The sequence below is a fragment of the Rhodococcus sp. DK176 genome, from assembly GCF_038447315.2.
Classification (GTDB): Bacteria; Actinomycetota; Actinomycetes; order Mycobacteriales; family Mycobacteriaceae; genus Rhodococcus_F; species Rhodococcus_F jostii_A.
In genome coordinates, this window is sequence record NZ_CP118321.2 from 7,283,782 (window position 1) to 7,302,394 (window position 18,613).

Here is an 18,613-nt window from a genome sequence, read left to right on the forward strand (position 1 = left end):
TTCAACTCCTGGAATCCGTGGCGGGACGGCGTCCACGACTCTTCTCCGATCTTCTCCTTGCGTCAGGAGGTGTGCAAGGGTTGGACTCGGACCCGACCTCGGTGTGCTGGGGCCGCATGGAGGTCCGCGCGCATGTGGTGTAGGCCGCTTCTCCCGCCTGATCGAAATGTGTTGCCACGTTGCCGAATAACTTGTTCCCTTCGAGTAGTGCGAGCACTGTCGTGTAGCGGTCGGGACGATGCTCGACGACGAGGCTGCCGCCCGCGTGCAGGAGCCGGGCCGCCGCAACAATCGTTTGCCGGGCGAGCTTCAGCCCATCTGTGCCACTGACCAAAGCCCGTCGGCAGTACTCGCCGCACTGAGAGGGAAGGTCTTCGTCGTCGGGAATGCACGGCGGACGGGCGAGGACAAGATCGGCCGTTCCGTCGAGGCCGGACAGTAGATTGGGCGTGGTGACGGCGGTTTCGTGAAGCACGATCGGGCTCTCGCCGAGGCGGATCTGACGTTCGATGTTGCGTCGAGCCACGTTCAGGGCCGTCGGATCCGCATCCACGGCGTGTACACCGGCATCGGCTCGGGCATGCGCGATTGCCAGGGCGATTGCTCCCGAACCGGTGCACAGATCCACGACCACTGGAGCCGTGACATGTGAAATATCGGCGAGGGCCTCGGCAAGTACAAGTTCGGTGTTGGCCCTGGGTGCCAGCACACCGGGGCAGACCCACACCTCTACACCGCCCAGTTCGGCCCGCGAGAGTCGTCGCCCAGCCCGATCGATGGTGTCACTCGAGGTCTGCGGACCAACGCTGTGGGCGAGGGCGGGGGACCTGCCGGCGCTGATCGTGAGGGCCCTGCGCATGGCGGCTGCCTTGACCAGGGTCTCGGTGAACTCTTCGTCGGGGTCGGATAATGCGACGATGGCGCCCCCGATCCCGAAGCTCACTGTCCCGTGCCGGGACACCATGGTTCGGATGACGATGCTGAGGTCGGCGGTGCCGTTGATGGACAGCCAGCCGAGGGCGCCCGAGTACACGCCTCGCGGCCCCTCCTCCAGCCGATCGATGATTTCCATGGTGCGTATCTTCGGTGCTCCGGTCATCGAGCCACCCGGGAAGCAGGCGCGCACACACCCGACTGCAGTCGCGTCACCGCGTAGCGTCCCCCGCACCGTTGACACGAGTTGGTGGACCGGTGCGTAGGTTTCGACGTCGAACAATCGTGGTACGTGCACCGAACCGGGAGTGCAGACCCGTGAGAGATCGTTGCGCACGAGGTCGACGATCATGAGGTTCTCGGCCCGGTCTTTTTCGCTCGTCAGCAGGTCCTGGCGGAGCGCGTCGTCCGCCGCAGCGGTTGCACCCCGCGGTCGGGTGCCCTTGATCGGTTTGGACTCCACTACCCGGTCGGTGTCCACGCGCAGAAACCTCTCGGGGGAGGCGCTGAGTATGTCCGCTGCCTCGAACCTCAGGAGTGCTGCGTAGGGCACTGGAGTGATGGATCGGAGGTAGGCGAAGGTTTCGACGGGGTCTATCTCGACATCGATCTGGGCGTGGTTCGTCAAGCACACTTCGTACGTTTCGCCGACCCGAATGTTCTCCAAACAGGTACGGATCTTGTTGAGGTAGGTTTCACGGTTGTGGCGCAGCGTCATGCGCGGGTCTGCCGCCGACCGGATGAGCGGCCGCGCGGGAAGCGCATCGTCGGTCGTGACGGGCAACCGGTTGATCACCTGGGCCGTACGGCGCATCCAGTCGCGGGTTCCGGGTTCGTGGGCCTGCTCGCTGAGCGCCAGCAGGTAGCAGCTGCCGTCGACGTGGTCGATCACGACGGCGCGGTCGGCGAAGACCAGGGCCGCGTCCGGTGTGTCCGCGGAATGTTGCGCATTGCCGTCGGCTTCGGCCTTCAACTCGTAGCCCAGGTAGCCCACGTAGCCGAGATTGAACGAGAACGGCAGGTCCGGCGATGGCGGCACAGCGCGGGCCCGCAACTGTTCGTCGAGATAGTCGAAGAATCGCACGCGTCGTTTGTCGGCCGGAACGCCGGAACGGTGCACCAGGACGGTGCCGTCCGCAACGTCGTACGTGACGTACTCGGCGCGTGGGCCAGATGCGTCGCCCATGATGGTGAAGCGGGCGTCCGACTCCACTGTGGAGCTGCCATCGAGCCAAAAACTGTTGGGGCCGTCTGCGAACAGGCGCTCATACACCGTCTGTGGGTCGACTCGCCGATCTATCCGTCGTGTTTCCACCACGTATGGCGATAAGGTCCGCGGCCGACGTCGAGGCTTCGGGGCGGATCCCTTCCGGCGAGTCGGGGTGAGGTCACGGAAGTTGGCGAGGAGTTCGTGTCCACGATCGGTGCAGACCGACTCCGGATGAAATTGCACCCCCCACAGGGGGCGCAGGCGGTGCCGTACCCCCATTAGGATCCCGTCGGATGTCCACGCAGTCGGCTCCAGCTCGTCAGGGAGATCTTCGACGGCGAGAGAGTGGTAGCGGACGACCGACAGGGGCGAGGGGAGGCCCGCGAACAATTCTCTTCCGTCGTGGAATACCTCTGAGTTGCGACCGTGCCTCGGCTCTGGTGCCAAGACGACATGTGCACCGAACAGTTGGCATAAACCCTGATAGCCGAGGCACACTCCTAGTGTCGGAAGCCCACCCTGCAGAATGGCCCGCGAGCTGATGCCGAAGTCGCGTTCGCTTGCTGGACGACCGGGCCCCGGAGAGATCACGATATTGTCGAACTCGGTCAGTTCGATCGCACGCCAGTCGACGTCGTTGCGTACCACCGTTGGCGGGCACCCGTTGACCTCGCTGAGGAAGCTGTAGAGGTTGTATGTGAAGGAGTCGTAGTTGTCGATCAACAACGTCTTGGTAAACATCGTTTGCCCGGTTCTCGGCGTGTGAGGGATGCGACAGTGCGTTCTCTCTCGCCGGTGCATCGACTTGATGAGGTCCCTCGAACTTGTTGCAGGAGCTTTCGTCTGAGCGCGCACCACCCGTGGCGCCCTCCTCCAGGACGGGGAGCTCGTGTGATTCATTGACTGGGGGCGAAACGGCCGACGTTGTGCGAATGAGGCGCCAAGCCATGAAGTCCGCCCGTGCCAGCGATGGTGCGGATGGTTTTCACCAAGACCTCTCGACGTGTCGGCCCCGTCGAGAGGTTCCGCCGACCTGAGGAAATTGACTAGCTGCGCCTGAGTGCCGGCGATGCCCGCTGGTGCATTCTTGGTGACGAGCCGGCCGAGGGGCAACTGGTTACTTGGACCGTCGATCCGGTGGGCCTGGTGGACATGATCAATCCTTAGAAGGGCTATTTAGCCTGTCTATCAGCGCAACCCGCCCAGACCCCGACACGCCGCGCGATGCGCGCACTCCACCTTAAGTCACGAAAGTCTGTGGAAACAAGGTCACCCCGTCGGCAGTGGTCCACAGAGCAGGTGGTCGGTTTATACATCGATACGTCACTTTCGCTAAATAATCACCGTCGCGGAATAGCCGTCGACAGCAGCCGCTTCTGTGCTGCCCGCGCTTCTTCGGGCTGCGCCGGAGTGGTGTCCAGCCGACGAAATAGGGGATCGAGGTGGAACCGGGCAGTGGGCGTTCTCGGGTGACTGAGCGGGGATCTCGAGGTGTCGTCGGAGGGCCTCACGCTGCGCTGACCGTGTCCTGCCCCGCCCGCAGATATTCACAGAACGGCTCCCGCGCTTGCCGCCCGATCGGCGGCCGGCCCTTGAACACCGTCCACAACACCATTCCTCCAGGAATGTTGAGTCGACCGACTGAATACGCCGTCGGGAAGACGGTCATGCTCAACGCGGCGGAGGCTCGGGCCCGCAGCCGTGATTGGCTCGTCGTGTCCGAGACCGCCACGCCCGGTCTGGGCGACCGGCTCACAGGAGAACACCTCCCGCGGTTGCTGCTCGAGCACGGCGGCAGCGGGGCGCAAAGCGCCGTCGGTCCGGGATCACTGCCGGCGGGGTAGGCGGTACCAACTGGACCACGACCGACACACCGTCTCCCTCGGCGGGGTGGCACAGGCCATCCGTGAGCCGATCGAGGGGACCGGACGCTCGATCGGCGATCAGGACTGCCAGACTGCTGCGAGGCCACGAGTGGGCGCCTATTTCAGGGATGTTGTCCGCCGGGTCCAGTTGCCGTATCCGCCGGAAGATTCATTGCCAGTTTCTACCAGGGGGAATTGGACAAATCGGCAAGGGAGCGCGGGTGGCGCTCAGGTGACCCCGAACGGCGGCGCCAGGTTGACTCCCTCAGCTCACCCGCAGTGCTGACGAGCCGCTTATCGAGGACCGGCGCCGCCCGTGGTGGCGTCGCCGTCCGGACCTGCCCGTCAATCTGCTGACTCGCGGAAAACGGCCAGCGCTTGCCGACGCGGGTGGTTCGCTGAGTTCCATGCCTTCCACCTATTGCGTCCGTCGGAGCCTGGTGCGCAGACCGTGGGTGTCCCCGTGCTGGTGACGCTGGTGCCGCCGCTGGCGGCGGGCGTGATGCACGGTGCATCACGCCTGGGCGCTGATGCTGACGATCCGTATGCGCCCTGGTGTACATCCGCTCACTTTCGATTGCAGAGATCCCTGGTCAGGCATCATTCCTACTCGAACATGCTTTCGGGAAGCCAGTCTGCGTCGAACAGCCGCGCGAGCTTCCCGAACGCCCCGAGATCGCCATCGACACTGGCTGATGTCACCATGAGCCGATTGATCATGATCCGAGCCGCGTGCTCCTCCACCGTCCCGGCGGCGAACAGGAGTGACCATGAGCAAACCTGCCCGTCGCGGTGCGCACGACCCATCGTTTGGCGTGCGGCAATTCCGGAGTAGCGAGGCTGGTGGAAGAAGCCGATGCGACGTGCCGATGAGGCGCGGGAACCGTCGACCATCAACTCGGACGCCTGCAGATTGATCGCAGATGCGGTGTTGAACACCACCACCGGGTTGTGGCCGCGCTGAAATCTCATGCGTTCCGTCTCGAGATCGCCCCCGCCGAAGATGCGTGAGACGCCAATGCCGTGCTCCTCCAGGAGGTTGGCTACCAGGTCGGCGGCCGTGGTGACCAATTCGACGGCGACGAGTACCTGGTAGCCGCGTTCGACGTGTGCGGCTACCAACTCGGCGGTCTGCGGGGCTCTCAGCATGCCTGCCTTCTGCCGGAACCGCATCAGAGCGGCACGGCCGCGGGCGGTGTCGTTCCCCTGGCGGGCGATCCTCATCGCGCTCCGGAACTCACTCCAGTCCTGGTGGTACGCAGCCCATTGGGTGGCGGTGAAGTCGAGTGGCAAGCCGTCGATCGGTGGCGGCCCCCAGGGCGCGTCGCGATGCACCATGACGGGCGGGTCGCAGTCGGTCATCCACTTCCGGACGCGGGTGACGGCCTGACGCTGCAGCCTCTGAGAATCTTTTGCTTGGTCGTTCCAGTCCCATTTCCCCTTGTCCCACCCGGGAGCCAGGGGAAGTCCATGCTCGACCAGCTTCTTACCGAGATCGGCCCACTCGCCCGGCGGGTCATCGTGCAGTTGCGCGAAAAGCGAAGACAAGTAGGTGTATTCGCCTGGGTGATGACCCGGCGTCGCCGTGACGGTGATCACGAACGGCGCCTTCTCCGGTGATGCGGAGAGGCGGTTGATACGCCGTTGGTACCGGGTGCGCTGGGCCGTGAGGTGCCTGAATTGCTGTGCCTCGTCATTGATGATGAGGGAAAAGGAGTACTTCGGTTGGCCGTTGCGTCCGAGCAACTTCTTCAGCTGGTCCGGGGAGATGATCAGCCACCGATAGCCCCCGTCGCCGAACGCAGCGAGGGCGTCGCGCCACGCGGCGATGGTGATCTGGGCCGGCCGGTCCACGGTGATGAGTACGGTGTCACCGCCCCCTGATTTCAGCGCAGCCTTCGCGCCGATGATCGCGCTGCCGGTCTTGCCTACACCGGGCTCGTCGGCCAACAAGAATCCGCGCTTGCCGTGGTGACAGGCCGTCGCGATCACCTTCGCGGCGTCCACCTGTTCTGGCCGCGGTGTCTTGTGGAAACCAGTGGCGCCCGGTTGCCGCACGCCGTTGAGGTCCTCTTCGACCCAGCGAGCGTACGAGTACGGTTTCGACGCGTAGACGGCGAGTTCGTCAGGCAATTGAGTGCCGATGTAGGCATACGCTGTGAGCGCTTTGTAGTACTTGGCGCCGGGCGCGGATGCCCGGTAAGGGACATCGAGGATCCAGATCTGCTCCCCGTGCCCCGGGGTGGGTGTCAGCGGCGCGGCGCTGGCTCGTCTGGGACTGGAGCGTCGCTGGGTGGTCTTCCGTGCAGCCATGAGCGTCGGCTATCCCCAGGGCGAATCGACTGCGGCCGGTGTGGCGGCGACGGCTGGCGCCGACGAAACGCGGGCTGTCGCAGGGGGCGCGGGGGCCGATGCAACGGCAGGTCGATGATCTACGTCGATAGTCTCCACAACCTCAGGTTCGGCCGATGGTTCCAGTTCTGTCGACTCTATATTGGTTTGCGGCGCATCCACGAAGTCTGGCGGGTCGATCTCGATCAGCAGTTTCGATGACAATCCGAGGATCATCGCCCGGTCGTAGCACAGCGCGACCGCGAACATCGCATCGAAAGACCGCCCACGCTGCGCGGGGACCCGCGGCCGCTGCCTTCATCGCGTCCGCGACGGCACACAGCGTATCCCGAGCCGGCTACCGCGTGCGCGCATCGTTGGGGTCGGTCAGGCCACACCGGCGGAGCTGCGCTCCCGCACGGGGAAATCGCGGCCGCCCGGGCCGGCACGGCCGTCACGGGCTGACGGGGTTCCGGACATCGTGGGCCGTGTCGCTGAGCATCGCTGCCGATGTGCGGCAACGGGATGATCGACGGCATATCACCGCGGTGGTGCCACAGGAGTGCCGGCGAGATTCGCGTCGAGTGTTGTTTGCTCTCGGACGGGAATCGGATCAGTCCTTGTTTGTTATGTGGGTCGGCTACCGTGGGGGTTTGTGACAGCAGGTATTCCGGTGCCGTCGGACAAGATGACGCCCAGCCCCGAGGTTGCGCTCGACTTCGCCCGGGAATGGGTGGAGTTCCTCGATCCCGACAACGCCGAGCACCTCATCGCCGCGGACATGACATGGCTGCTCTCGCACTGGACTTGCGTGTTCGGCACCCCGGCCTGCCAGGGCATCATCGCGGGCCGACCCGACGACGGCTGCTGCTCGCACGGCGCGTTCTTCTCCGACGAGGAGGATGTCGAGAGGTTGCACGAGTCGGTGAAGCTGCTCAGACCTGAGGACTGGCAGTTCATGAAGCAGGGTCTCGGGAAGAAGGGGTACATCGAGGAGGACGAGCTCGAGGGCGAGCCCGCGCTGCGTACCCGCCGCTACAGGGGCGCGTGCATCTTCCTCAATCGTCCCGGATTCGAGGGTGGCATCGGGTGCGCGCTGCACTCGATGGCGCTCGAGCGCGGCATCGAGCCGCTCGAGGTGAAGCCGGACGTGTGCTGGCAGCTGCCGATCCGGCGCACCCAGGAATGGGTGGAGCGACCCGACGGTGAGCAGATCCTGAAGACGACGATCACCGAGTACGACCGCCGCGGCTGGGGTGAGGGCGGCGCGGACCTGGACTGGTACTGCTCCGGCTCACCGGACGCGCACGTCGGCGCCAAGGCGGTGTGGCAGTCGTATGCGCCGGAGCTCACGGAGTTGCTCGGTGAGGCCGCGTATCGGGAGCTGGCGCGGCTGTGTAAGCGACGCCAAGGTCTCGGCCTGGTCGCCGTGCACCCGGCGACCGCGGTCGCCGAAAAGAAGTCCCGGTAACGATGGGGCGGTCCCGGACGACGTCGACACCGGTCACTGGCCGAACCCCTCACCCGATGTGAGGGTCGGGCCTGTCGCGACGGGCGGGGGTCAGCGCGATCTGTCGGGAACGGTGCTGTGATCCGAGGCGGCCCGGACGGCGCCCCACTCCTGAAGTCGGGCGTGTGCCAGGCGCACACCCTGTGCTCGGTACCTGAGTACTGAATGCGTCAAAGCCGACGAGATTGAATACCGCAGCCACGGTAAGCAGTTGGGGCAGGCCTGTCCGCCGTTGCATGTGGTGTACTGCAGCGCATTCCTCGGTGTGATCCTTCTTCGGCGCGACAACACGAGTAGTGAAGTGGCAAAGTACGGTTGGCGCTTCTCGTTACCCCTGAACCGCGCTCTATCTCGATTGAGAAGGCGAGGATCACGGATTGTTTGGAACGAGAAGGGCTGCGGATATCGAAGACATTGCGGGCTTGGATCCGGTTGGTGCATGCAGTACAGGAACACGACCCCCTCCGGCGGGAGGCGGTCGTGTCGTTGGGGTCAGGGGTTAGGTGGTCGCGTCAGAAGGTTCCGGTTCCGGCTCTTCGATTGCGAGATTGCCGCCGTCCTCGTTGACGAAGTAGAGGACGGCCGCGCCGATGATCGGTCCGACGGCCAGAGCGGTGAACGCTGCCAGGAACGAGCCGGTGGCAGAGAAGACTGCGCCGATCGCGAGGGGAACGAGGGTGCTTGCGATCTGCCAGAAGGCGTTGGAGGCGCCGGCGGCGGTACCGGTGACCTCGCTCGAGACCAGGCGGGGAATCATCGCAACGATCAACGGCAGGTATCCGTATCCGACCAGGCCGAGGATGGGTGCCGCGATGAGGAGTGCAGGGACGTTGTCCAGCGTGCCGAAGAAGATCAGGATGACGGCGAATAGCGCGAGAATGACGATTGCGGGCTTTCGGGCGCTGCCTACCCGGTCGCCGAGCATTCCGATGAGGGGTTTGCTGACGACCGCCACGCCCGCGAAGATGGCCACGATGAATCCGGCGGTGGTGCCGGAGACTCCGTGTCCTTTGATGAGGAGGGCGTTAGACCAGGTGACGAATCCGTAGGTGCCCCAGAAGCCGCCGAACCCCGCGAGTGAGAGCAACATCAGTTCGCGGTTGGTGGTGAGTGTCTTCCATGCGGAGGGGCGCTTGCCGTCGCCGGCCTGGACTCGCCCACCGTGCTCGGCCATCACGTCGTCGGGACCGTCGTGTCGGTGGGGAGACCCAGTCGACCGCGTGGGACGTGCGGCCCGGCGACCGGGTCGCGTTGGAGGAATACCTGCCGTGTCTGCGGGAGGCCTGCCCGGCCTGCCGCATGGGGGACTACCGCATGTGCCCACACACCGATCTGTTCGCGGGAAAACGGAGAGTGGGCCTTCTCTCGGCGGACGACGGGGCCGGCCTGCACGGAGGCAACGCCGAATACATGCAGCTCAGCGCGAACAGTCTCGTGTATCGCCTACCGGCGGTTCTCGGCGCGGATCTCGCGGCGTGGACGCAGCCCTTCGCCAGCGCACTCGACTGGACGGTTGACGCCGGCGGAGCCACGGAAGGCTCCACAGTCGTCGTCATCGGCCCCGGCTACCACGGCATCGCCGCGATAGCCGCTCGCAGGATAAGCTCGGGGAGGCTGTGGTTGTTGTTGATCACCGATACCGCACCGAGTGATTCGGCGATCTCGAGTCGGCCGACCGAGTCCGGCACGCCGATCACGACGATGCGGGCGGCGCCGACGGCTCGGACTCGGGGGAGAGGCCGTTGCCGCCGCCCCCCGCGTGCTGCGCAAGCGGGGCCGGCTCGTCATCGGCGGACTGGGCTCGACCCCGGTCTGCGAACTCGATCTCAAATCCCTGGTACGCGGCGCCAACACGATCGTCGGTGTTCGCGGCCGCTCCCCCGATGCGGTCACACGCAGCATCGAACTCCTCGCCGACGGGCGATCAGGCTTGGAAATCGTGCCCTCCGTCGACGTGGACCTGGACCAGGTCGACAACATGCTGGGACGGATGGCCACCGGGCAGCGGCCGGTGAGTCCGCACGTCGTCATCCGCCCGCAGCTGCGCCGTCCGACCGATCAGGAACGAGGAACGTTGTCATGAGCGAGATGACACCACGCCGACTGTCTTATATGGCACGAATTATACTGGTGCCCTTAGGTGAATCGGGTCACAGACTCGTCGACCAGATGGCTGCGGCGGGGCTGACCGAGGTGCAGGTAGTCACCGAGCGCGCGCCGAATGAGGTAGCCGTGCGCGACATCAACGCCGACACCACCACCACGCGCCGTATCGACGAGTTGGCTACCGAATCGGACATGGTCATTCTCATCGGCTCGGTACTGCCCCAAGTCCCCGTCGGTTTCGCCACCACGATGGCCGAATCAGCCCGCCAGTCGGGCAACCTGCTCGCCGGCGTACTGGTCGATCAGCAGGACTGGGACAGCCAGCAAGGCGCCGAAGCGGTGGCAGTACTGAGGATGGAACTCGACATGCTGGTGTCCATCACCCAGGTCGATCTCGCCACGGCCTTCGTCGATGTTCTCAAGGGGGGATTCCGCACCGCGGGTGCACACGCGCCAGTTCTCACGACCCCGCGGATCTGAAAATGACACAACAGACCAACCACCTCCTGGTCCGGCAACAACGACTCGAATCCGATGGCGTGTTGTCGCTGACCCTGGAACGACCGGACGGCGCCGCCCTCGGCGAATGGGAGCCCGGAGCACACATCGACATCGTGCTGCCCTCCGGGACCGTTCGGCAGTACAGCCTCTGCGGTGACCCCACCGACAAGACCGCCTACCGGATCGCCGTCCTGAGAGAAGACGAGGGACGCGGTGGGTCGAAGGAAATCCACGACAGTGTCCGGGTGGGGGATCTCCTGGCGGTGCGTGGCTCCCGCAACCACCTCGCCCTCGAGCCCGCACCCCACTACCTCCTGATCGCCGGTGGAATCGGGGTCACTCCCATTCTTTCGATGGCACGGCAACTGTCGCGGGAGAACGACGGCTGGTCCGCACTCTACGGTGGCCGCAGCCGCGCCACGATGGCATTCGTGGAGGAGTTTTGCGGTCTCGGCGAGGTGAACGTCACTCCCTCAGACGAATCCGGAAACCTCGACCTGGCAGCCGCCCTGGCCGACGTTCCGTCCGGCACCGCCGTGTACTGCTGCGGCCCCGAAGGCCCACTGCAAGAGGTGAAGTCGGTGTGCGGTCCGGTGCTCGGTGACGAGGCGATTCATTTCGAACGGTTCGGCGCTCCCGTCGTGGGGGCGGACCCTGCCGCGGCAGCCGGAGTCTCGGACAGGCAGTCGCCCAACGAATTCGACGTCGAACTGCGCCGTACCGGCTGCACGTTGAAGGTGCCCGCCGACCGCACCCTGCTCGAAGTCGTCCTCGAAGCGAACCCGGACATCCTGTACTCCTGCGAGGACGGCTTCTGCGGGTCCTGCGAAACCCGCGTTCTCGACGGCATTCCCGAACATCACGATTCGATCCTCTCTCAGGCAGATCGTGAGAAGGGCGAGACGATGATGATCTGCGTCGGACGTTCCCGCACACCCACACTGGTACTCGACGCTTGACGTCGAAGGAACCGCGGCGAGGTGAGGGCCGTGGAGTGTGGCGGTGGTGTGGGTGACGGTGAGGGCGGTCAGGGGGCGGAGGCGGGCACGATCCGGGCACGATCCGGGCGTTGGTGGGTCCAAGGGGAGGTCCCGGCAGACGGATTCGGCGAGCGCCCCGTCGGGGCTGTCGGCGAACTCGAAGCCGTCCCCGACACTCTGATCGACTACCTTCGGGGCCCGGGATCGCCCGGCGCTACGTGCTGATCGGCTGGGACGCCCCCGGGAACTGGTGTGCTCGACAGCTGGGCCGCACCCCCCGAGCGACACAGTCTGCTCACCCCCGCCGGTGCCAACGTGGTCGAGTCGCGGCCAACAGGGCTGACGGCACAGGTTCCCTCACTTCGTCACCGAACCACACCGTGACCACCCCGCACGCCTTCCCCCTGGAGCCCACACCGATCCATGTCCGGCAAGGTCCTCGATGGCTGCGCGTCCGTCTCACATTGACCCGTCCGCCGCTGGAAGAGGGGAATGGGGACTGGTCTTACGGTCTTACCCGAGCCTGTTGATTCTCACCCACGGCTGGCGGTGGACGTTCTGGCACTGGTCGATGGTGATCGACCCGCTCACCGACCCGGCCGTGTTCGGTGGTGACCTCGCCCGCTCGATGAACGTGGGACAACAAACTCCGCAGCAGATCAGGGCTGACGTCGGTGAGGCGATCGATCAGGATTTGGTGCAAGTGGATAGTGTGGACATCGGCCATCGCGTGGTCCTTCGTCGAGTGACTTTGGTAGGTCTTACGAGGAGCTACGCGATGCTGCCTTCATTGGGTTACGACACGATGGTCAGATCCGACTCCGTTTCCTACACCATCTTCATGGAGCAACCAGTGTTGCGAAATGGGACACGAGTCACCTCATCCGTACTTCTACCCTTCTCAGGTGCGCACTCCATGTGCATAGTCGGAGCCGTTTCATGTCCTATCCCCCCGCTTGAGGAGTAACCATGGCCTTGTTCGCAGTGATCTGGTCGTATACCACCGAAGCCTCGGTCAAAGAGGCCGCGCATGCCGAACACCTGATTTTCGTCAAGGATGCCGCTGCCCGAGGCGTGCTGCAGGAGGCCGGCGCCTGGGCCGACGGCGCCGGAGCCCTACTGGTGTTCCAAGCGGTCAGCGAAGACGCCTTGCGTTCCCTGCTTGCGGAGGATCCTTACGTCAAGCAGGGCGTCGTCGTAGAGCAGCACATTTACCAATGGAATCCAGTCATCGGCCCTCTCGTCGGCATCTAACGACACTGCGGCACGCTCAGTCCCTGGTGGCTCGTGGTTGAAGTATCTTTACGCTCTGCCATGGTAAGAACTTGGTTGGCGGTGTTGGTTCAGACGAACGGCGCACAGCGGGCGTTCCATCCGTTGATGGCGTGGATCTTGGTGGTCAGGCCCCTTCACGGAGCCGAAGGACCGCGGTGGATGGCCTGCTGTTCGAATCTTCTGAACCACACTGCCAACCCCGTAGCCGTCTCGCTCAACAAATGACGTCGGGACCGGGGCGACGGTCAGGTCGTGAGTGGAGCTCGGGTGTGCCGGCGAGATCGCTCGTCTATGCCGTGGAGCCCGATTCGACCATTCACCGGAATCAGTGTGGAACTCTGTGACCGCTCAGTTTATTTGTATTGTTGGACAGGTCTATTCGGCGCCGGTCAAAGCCGCCGACTCCAAAATCGGGCGGCGAGATCGACCATCTATGCTGCCCACCTCCTCGATCTCGCCAGGTTTCGTCGCGGCTCTACTTCGCTCGGCAAAAGAGTGTTGAGTGCAGGTTGTTTGGGGACAAGTGAGCGATTGCCCAAGTTACTTTGACTACCGTCGCTCTACTGCACTGAGCACGGAAAGTCCGACATCGGCCCGCCCGCGGTGAAACTACAGACTACAGAGTAGTCGAGAAGATTTTCGTACTGGCACGCCTGCCGCGTTGCGCGGACGGGTGATTCGGCAATTCTAGTCCGCGCCGGGTGGTGAACTTCCAACCATTTCTGCGCCTACACAGATCGGGGAACAAAGATGTCCATAAGCGTGGACCACCCAGCGTTGCCGTCAATCGCTGACGGGAGAACGTTGTACATCGCAGGTCGATGGAGTACCACCACCGACACTTTCGAGCGTGTAGATCCCTCCGATCTCCGCCGCGTGACGGGAATCTACGCTTCGGCGACTCCCGGCAATGTCGAGAGTGCGTATGCGGCCGCCGGCCGTGCTCAACCAGCGTGGTCCGAGACGACAGCGATTGAGCGGTCGGACTTTCTTCGTTCTGCCGCTGACCTCTTGGAAAGCCGCGTTCACGACGCTGCCCTGACGATCACCGCGGACATGGGGAAGGCGATCCGCGACGCACGCGCCGAGGTTCTGCGAAGTGTCGCCATTCTCCGCTACTACGCCGGTGAGATCCTGCAGCCCAGTGGAGAGACGTACCCCAGTGCTGATCCACACACGATGCTGATGACGGTAGAGGAGCCGCTCGGCGTCGTCTGTGCAATCACACCGTGGAACTTTCCCTTCGCGCTTCCGGCATGGAAAATCGCGGCGGCAATAGGTTTCGGGAACGCAGTTGTCTGGAAGCCTGCAGAACCGGCCTGCGGATCCGCAGTGTTTCTGACGCGGATCCTCGCAGAAGCCGGGTTGCCCGCGGGGGTCCTCAATCTGGTGACGGGCAGCGGTAGAAAGCTTTCGGCGGCACTCACCGGGAACGCGCGACTCGCAGCCTTGACATTCACCGGTTCGGGTGCAGTCGGGTCGCGACTACGTCAGGCTGTCGCCGATCGTAATGTCAAGGTCCAGCTCGAGCTGGGTGGCAAGAACCCGTCCATTGTTCTCGCCGACGCCGATGTCGAGGATGCAGCGCTACAGATCGTGAAGAGCGCGATGCTCCACACGGGACAACGCTGCACAGCGACGAGCCGGGTGTACGTGGACCGCGCCGTCGCTCCCAGACTACGAGAACTGCTGGTGAAGTACGCTGACGCGCTCGTCGTCGGAGATCCGTACGACGAAGCCACCGACATCGGGCCCCTTGCCTCGGTGGAGCAACGTGACACGGTGGCCGGATACCTGCGACTCGCCCGCGAAGAGAACGCCGAGTTCCTTACGGGTAGGGAGTTCGATTCCGACACTTGCTATATCGCACCAACAGTCCTGGCCGGGGTGTCGGAGACGAGCAGGCTCGTCAGGGAGGAGGTCTTCGGGCCAGTCGTGACCGTGCAGGAGGTCGATGGATTCGACGGTGCGCTGAAGGCCGCGAACGACACGGACTACGGCCTGTCCTCTGGAGTGTTCACTAGAGACATCGCGACGGCGATGACCTTCATCCGGCGCACACAATCGGGGTTGGTGCATGTCAATCGGGAGACGAGCAGTGTCGAGCCACATGTGCCGTTCGGTGGCCTCAAAGGCTCGAGCAGCATGAGCAGAGAACAGGGCAAGGCCGCACGTACTTTCTTCACAACCACCAAGACTGCGTATGTCCGCTGGACCTAGAAGCTGCACCGGACGAGCTTTCCCGCAATCAGCTCTTCACTTTCTGCGGCACAGAGCGCAATCGACAAACCCCGAAGTAGCCCTTGGCATCAAGAGGAGGCCAACATGAGCACTGCCGCACCAGCAGTGACCGAAGTACTCGACGTTCTCGTTGTAGGAGCCGGATTCGCCGGGCTGTACCAGCTCGAAAATCTTCGGAGTCGAGGCTATTCGGTGAAAGTAGTCGAGGCAGGTGAGGGTCTGGGCGGAATCTGGCACTGGAACCGCTACCCGGGTGCCCGAGTGGACAGCGAAGGTCCCATCTACCAGTTCACGCGCCCCGACCTATGGGATGAATTCGCGTTCTCCGAGCTCTATCCCGGAGGTGACGAACTGCGCCGCTACTTCAAGTACGTCGACGCGAAGCTCGATCTGAGCAAGGACATCTACTACAACACCCGAATCATTTCCGCCGAGTTCGACGATACGGCGAACACTTGGACCGTGACCGCAGAGAACGGAAGCAGTTTCGTCTGCAAGTACTTCGTTCTGTGCACCGGATTCGCGGCAAAGCCGATCTTCCCGAAGCTCCCGGGAATGGACAGCTTCACAGGGATCAACCACCACACCGGTCTGTGGCCCGAAGGCGGAATCGAATTCGCAGGAAAGCGAATCGCCATCATCGGTACCGGCGCCAGCGGTGTGCAGGTCGCTCAGGAGGCGTCGAAGAAGGCCGCACAGCTGACCGTCTTCCAGCGCACCCCCGTTCAGGCGCTCCCGATGCGACAGCGCCAGCTCACCGACGAGGACAACGCGAAGATCAAGTTCGATCTGGCGGACAGATTCAGTCGTCGTTCGGCGTCATTCTCCGGCTTCGACTTCGACTTCATACCCAAGTCAGCCCTCGGGGTGAGCGATGAGGAGCGAATCACCACTTATGAGCGACTGTGGGAGTGCGGTTTCGAGTTCTGGCTCGGAACCTACCAAGACGTCTTCGTCGATGATGACGCAAACGACACGGCCTACGAGTTCTGGCGTGACCGGACGCGTGCCCGGATCAAGGACCCGGTCATCGCCGAGAAGCTGGCGCCGACGAAGAAGGCGTACCCCTTCGGCGTGAAGCGTCCCTCGCTGGAGCAGACGTACTACGACATCTTCAACCAGGACAACGTGCGCGTCGTCGATCTGCACGAGGACCCGATCGAGACGATCACGCCCACCGGGCTGAAGACCACATCGGAACAGCACGAGTTCGACATCATCGTCTATGCAACGGGATTCGACGCCGTCACCGGTGGCCTGACCGCCATGGACATTCGCGGCACCGACGGTACATTGCTCCGGGACAAGTGGTCGAATGGTGTGCGGGCAAACCTCGGGGTCGCAACGGCAGGATTCCCCAACCTGCTGTTCCTCTACGGACCACTGAGCCCGTCGGGCTTCTGCAACGGGCCCAGCTGCGCCGAGATCCAAGGTGACCTCATCGTCAATACCATCGACTACATGCGGGACAACGGATTGAACCGTATCGAGTCCGAGGCGGACGCGGATGCTGCCTGGTCCGATCACGTCGCCGAGCTGACGGCCGAGGCGCTCTACGACAAAGCCGACTCCTGGTACATGGGTGCCAACGTCCCGGGTAAGCCGCGGCAGTTGCTGAACTACCCCGGTGGTCTTCCCCTCTACCTGGCCAAGTGGGACGAGACCGTGTGTGCGGGATATAAGGGCTTCACGCTTTCCTGAGCAGTCAATTTGCCTCCCTCGAGTAGTGATGAAAGTGAACAACACATGTCCGTGAGCAAAGAATCCCTGTTCCTCAACGACCTGTACGCTTCGTGGCTTACCCGGTCCGAAGGAATGGACCTCGCCAGTCAGCGAGATATGTTCGAAGAGTGGCATCTTCCGACCATCGAACCCATCGAGTCACCTATGAGGAAGTGACAGCCAACGGTGTGCCGGCAACGTGGGCGAAGCCTTTGGGGGCCGCCGAGGACCGCGTGATCGTCTTCACCCACGGTGGCGGGTTCGTGACAGGTTCACGGTTCTCACACCGCAAGCTCGCGGCACACCTCGCCAAACTGGCGGGTGTTCACGCCCTGATCGTGGACTATCGGCTCGCGCCGGAGCACAAGCACCCGGCCCAACTCGAAGACTGCATGGCCGTCCACAAGTGGCTCCGCACGCAAGGTTACAAGGCGGAGTACACGGCGACTGTCGGCGACTCGGCGGGTGCCAACCTCGCGATCTCGACAGCGTTCGAACTCGCGAGCTCGGAACTTCCCACTCCTGCTGCCGTCGTCACGCTTTCGCCGTGGCTGGATATGGAGATCAAGGGGTTGACGGTCGAATCGAACGACGCGGTCGACGTATTGGCCAAGAGGGCGGTTCTGGAAATGATGCGGGAGATGTTTCTCTCAGAACCCGCAGATGCAACGGACCCGCGGGCGAACCCACTGCTCAACGACTTCACCGATTTCCCTCCGGTGTACGTATCGGTCGGAGGCTATGAGACGCTGTTGGACGACTCACGTCGGTTGGCCGAATTGATCGAGAAGGTGAGTGGCGAGGTCGTGCTCGACGTGGTCGATGAGCAACAGCATGTATTTCACTTCAACGCGGGGCGGGCACCCGAGGCGGATCAAGCGTTGAGCCGGATTGCCCAATGGCTGCGACTCAAGTTGGGCCTCGCCTGAAGTCCGCCCGCGCCGTGTGCGTATGAACGCGAAGGTTCTCGGCGGCAAGAGGTGAAGGTGTTCGTCGGCGGCGGTCTACACGGGTCTGGACCGCCGCTGACGAGTTCGTTCGCGTGCCGGTCGGGTACCAGTCGAACGATCGATCCGCAGTGAAGTTAGAGGAGATACACCCATGGATAGTCCAGTCCTCGTCCAACGCGACGGGTTCATCGAGACATGGACGATTAATCGACCGGCGCAGAGCAATCCTATTTCCGGGATGGAGGTGGTCGACGCATTGGTCGCCTGCGTCGAGGCGGTCAATGCCGACTACGGTGTGCGAGCTGTCATCGTCACCGGTGCCGGTTCGACGTTTTCCGCCGGCGGCAACGTCAAGGACATGGCGAATCGTCGCGGATTGTTCGGGGGGAAGCCTCACGAACAGCGGGATGGCTACAGAGCTGGGATACAACGGATTCCGCGGATCATGTACAACTGCGACGTACCTCTCATCGCAGCAGTGAACGGTCCTGCAATCGGTGCCGGATGCGACCTCGCCCTCATGTGCGACCTTCGCATTGCCAGCAGTAAGGCCTTCTTTGCAGAGAGCTTCGTCAAGCTGGGAATCATCCCGGGTGACGGTGGCGCGTGGCTGCTGCCCAAGGCCGTCGGGATGGCGCGGGCGGCAGAGATGATCTTGACGGGCGACCGTATCGACGCGATCAAGGCACTCGAGTGGGGATTGGTCTCCAGTGTCGTTGCGCCGGAGAAGCTGCTCGACGAAGCTCGCGCACTCGCCGGCCGGGTGGCCGCCAATCCGCCACACTCGGTACGGATGGCCAAGAGGCTCCTCCGCGAGGGACAGCACCAAAGCCTGGACAGTCTCCTCGAATTGTCCGCTGCCATGCAGGCGCTGGTTCAGCAGACGACCGATCACACGGAGGCAGTCAACGCCTTCATGGAGAAGAGAACTGCCGCCTTCACCGGCGAGTGACGTGCCCGAGAACTGAAGAACTCCGTGGATGCGAATT

13 protein-coding genes and 1 pseudogene are annotated in these 18,613 nt (G+C 63.6%); 11 read left to right on the forward strand and 3 right to left on the reverse strand.

What is annotated here, in order from left to right; genetic code table 11:
• Position 1: 1 nt before the first annotated feature.
• Positions 2–2,884, reverse strand: a complete 2,883-nt coding sequence (gene pabB / locus PSR88_RS33865; protein ID WP_016885014.1) for an aminodeoxychorismate synthase component I — start codon at positions 2,882–2,884, stop codon at positions 2–4.
• 884 nt (positions 2,885–3,768) lie between these two features.
• Here pabB and PSR88_RS33870 point away from each other — a divergent pair.
• The gene (locus PSR88_RS33870) at positions 3,769–3,987 is read left to right on the forward strand and encodes a hypothetical protein (RefSeq protein WP_016885015.1); all 219 of its coding nucleotides are present in this window, start codon (positions 3,769–3,771) and stop codon (positions 3,985–3,987) included.
• Between the two features lie 627 nt (positions 3,988–4,614).
• Here the strand turns inward: PSR88_RS33870 and PSR88_RS33875 are convergent.
• Positions 4,615–6,321, reverse strand: a complete 1,707-nt coding sequence (locus PSR88_RS33875; protein ID WP_016885016.1) for a DEAD/DEAH box helicase — start codon at positions 6,319–6,321, stop codon at positions 4,615–4,617.
• 706 nt (positions 6,322–7,027) lie between these two features.
• On the opposite strand from PSR88_RS33875, the gene PSR88_RS33880 reads away from it, so the two are divergent.
• On the forward strand, positions 7,028–7,810 hold the full coding sequence (locus tag PSR88_RS33880; protein WP_342338953.1) for a hypothetical protein: 783 nt from the start codon (positions 7,028–7,030) through the stop codon (positions 7,808–7,810).
• A 538-nt stretch (positions 7,811–8,348) separates the two neighbouring features.
• On the opposite strand, the gene PSR88_RS33885 is transcribed toward PSR88_RS33880, so the two are convergent.
• Positions 8,349–9,023, reverse strand: coding sequence for an MFS transporter (locus tag PSR88_RS33885; protein WP_016885017.1), 675 nt, complete (start codon positions 9,021–9,023; stop codon positions 8,349–8,351).
• Between PSR88_RS33885 and PSR88_RS33890 the strand changes: the two are divergent.
• The 9 genes and pseudogenes from PSR88_RS33890 to PSR88_RS33930 all read left to right on the forward strand — a co-directional run.
• Positions 8,969–9,226, forward strand: a pseudogene (locus tag PSR88_RS33890) (hypothetical protein); the annotation flags it as partial. The gene PSR88_RS33885 and the pseudogene PSR88_RS33890 overlap by 55 nt on opposite strands.
• A 382-nt stretch (positions 9,227–9,608) precedes the next feature.
• Entirely contained in the window at positions 9,609–9,932 is a 324-nt protein-coding gene (locus PSR88_RS33895; protein ID WP_016885019.1) for a hypothetical protein, read from the forward strand.
• Positions 9,929–10,435, forward strand: coding sequence for a hypothetical protein (locus PSR88_RS33900; protein WP_029539802.1), 507 nt, complete (start codon positions 9,929–9,931; stop codon positions 10,433–10,435). The genes PSR88_RS33895 and PSR88_RS33900 overlap by 4 nt, the downstream gene beginning before the upstream one ends.
• A 2-nt stretch (positions 10,436–10,437) precedes the next feature.
• Positions 10,438–11,415, forward strand: a complete 978-nt coding sequence (locus PSR88_RS33905) for a PDR/VanB family oxidoreductase (protein ID WP_016885021.1) — start codon at positions 10,438–10,440, stop codon at positions 11,413–11,415.
• 990 nt (positions 11,416–12,405) lie between these two features.
• Positions 12,406–12,690, forward strand: a complete 285-nt coding sequence (locus PSR88_RS33910; protein ID WP_011598500.1) for a YciI family protein — start codon at positions 12,406–12,408, stop codon at positions 12,688–12,690.
• Positions 12,691–13,461: 771 nt separating this feature from the next.
• Positions 13,462–14,931 (forward strand): aldehyde dehydrogenase family protein, encoded by a 1,470-nt coding sequence (locus PSR88_RS33915; protein WP_016885024.1) that lies wholly within the window; start codon positions 13,462–13,464, stop codon positions 14,929–14,931.
• Positions 14,932–15,036: 105 nt separating this feature from the next.
• On the forward strand, positions 15,037–16,653 hold the full coding sequence (locus tag PSR88_RS33920; protein WP_011598503.1) for a flavin-containing monooxygenase: 1,617 nt from the start codon (positions 15,037–15,039) through the stop codon (positions 16,651–16,653).
• Positions 16,654–16,802: 149 nt separating this feature from the next.
• A complete protein-coding gene (locus PSR88_RS33925) occupies positions 16,803–17,603 on the forward strand; it encodes an alpha/beta hydrolase (RefSeq protein WP_237724238.1) in 801 nt (266 codons plus the stop codon).
• A gap of 172 nt (positions 17,604–17,775) precedes the next feature.
• A complete protein-coding gene (locus PSR88_RS33930; protein ID WP_016885028.1) occupies positions 17,776–18,576 on the forward strand; it encodes a crotonase/enoyl-CoA hydratase family protein in 801 nt (266 codons plus the stop codon).
• The last annotated feature ends 37 nt before the right edge of the window (positions 18,577–18,613 follow it).

Bases quoted from the DNA above. Each gene is read 5' to 3' on its own strand.
- PSR88_RS33875 (WP_016885016.1), bottom strand. From the start codon at position 6,321: ATGGCTGCACGGAAGACCACCCAGCGACGCTCCAGTCCCAGACGAGCC.
- PSR88_RS33915 (WP_016885024.1), top strand. From the start codon at position 13,462: ATGTCCATAAGCGTGGACCACCCAGCGTTGCCGTCAATCGCTGACGGG.
- PSR88_RS33870 (WP_016885015.1), top strand. From the start codon at position 3,769: ATGTTGAGTCGACCGACTGAATACGCCGTCGGGAAGACGGTCATGCTC.
- PSR88_RS33910 (WP_011598500.1), top strand. From the start codon at position 12,406: ATGGCCTTGTTCGCAGTGATCTGGTCGTATACCACCGAAGCCTCGGTC.
- PSR88_RS33900 (WP_029539802.1), top strand. From the start codon at position 9,929: ATGAGCGAGATGACACCACGCCGACTGTCTTATATGGCACGAATTATA.
- PSR88_RS33885 (WP_016885017.1), bottom strand. From the start codon at position 9,023: ATGGCCGAGCACGGTGGGCGAGTCCAGGCCGGCGACGGCAAGCGCCCC.
- PSR88_RS33930 (WP_016885028.1), top strand. From the start codon at position 17,776: ATGGATAGTCCAGTCCTCGTCCAACGCGACGGGTTCATCGAGACATGG.
- pabB (WP_016885014.1), bottom strand. From the start codon at position 2,884: ATGTTTACCAAGACGTTGTTGATCGACAACTACGACTCCTTCACATAC.
- PSR88_RS33905 (WP_016885021.1), top strand. From the start codon at position 10,438: ATGACACAACAGACCAACCACCTCCTGGTCCGGCAACAACGACTCGAA.
- PSR88_RS33880 (WP_342338953.1), top strand. From the start codon at position 7,028: ATGACGCCCAGCCCCGAGGTTGCGCTCGACTTCGCCCGGGAATGGGTG.
- PSR88_RS33920 (WP_011598503.1), top strand. From the start codon at position 15,037: ATGAGCACTGCCGCACCAGCAGTGACCGAAGTACTCGACGTTCTCGTT.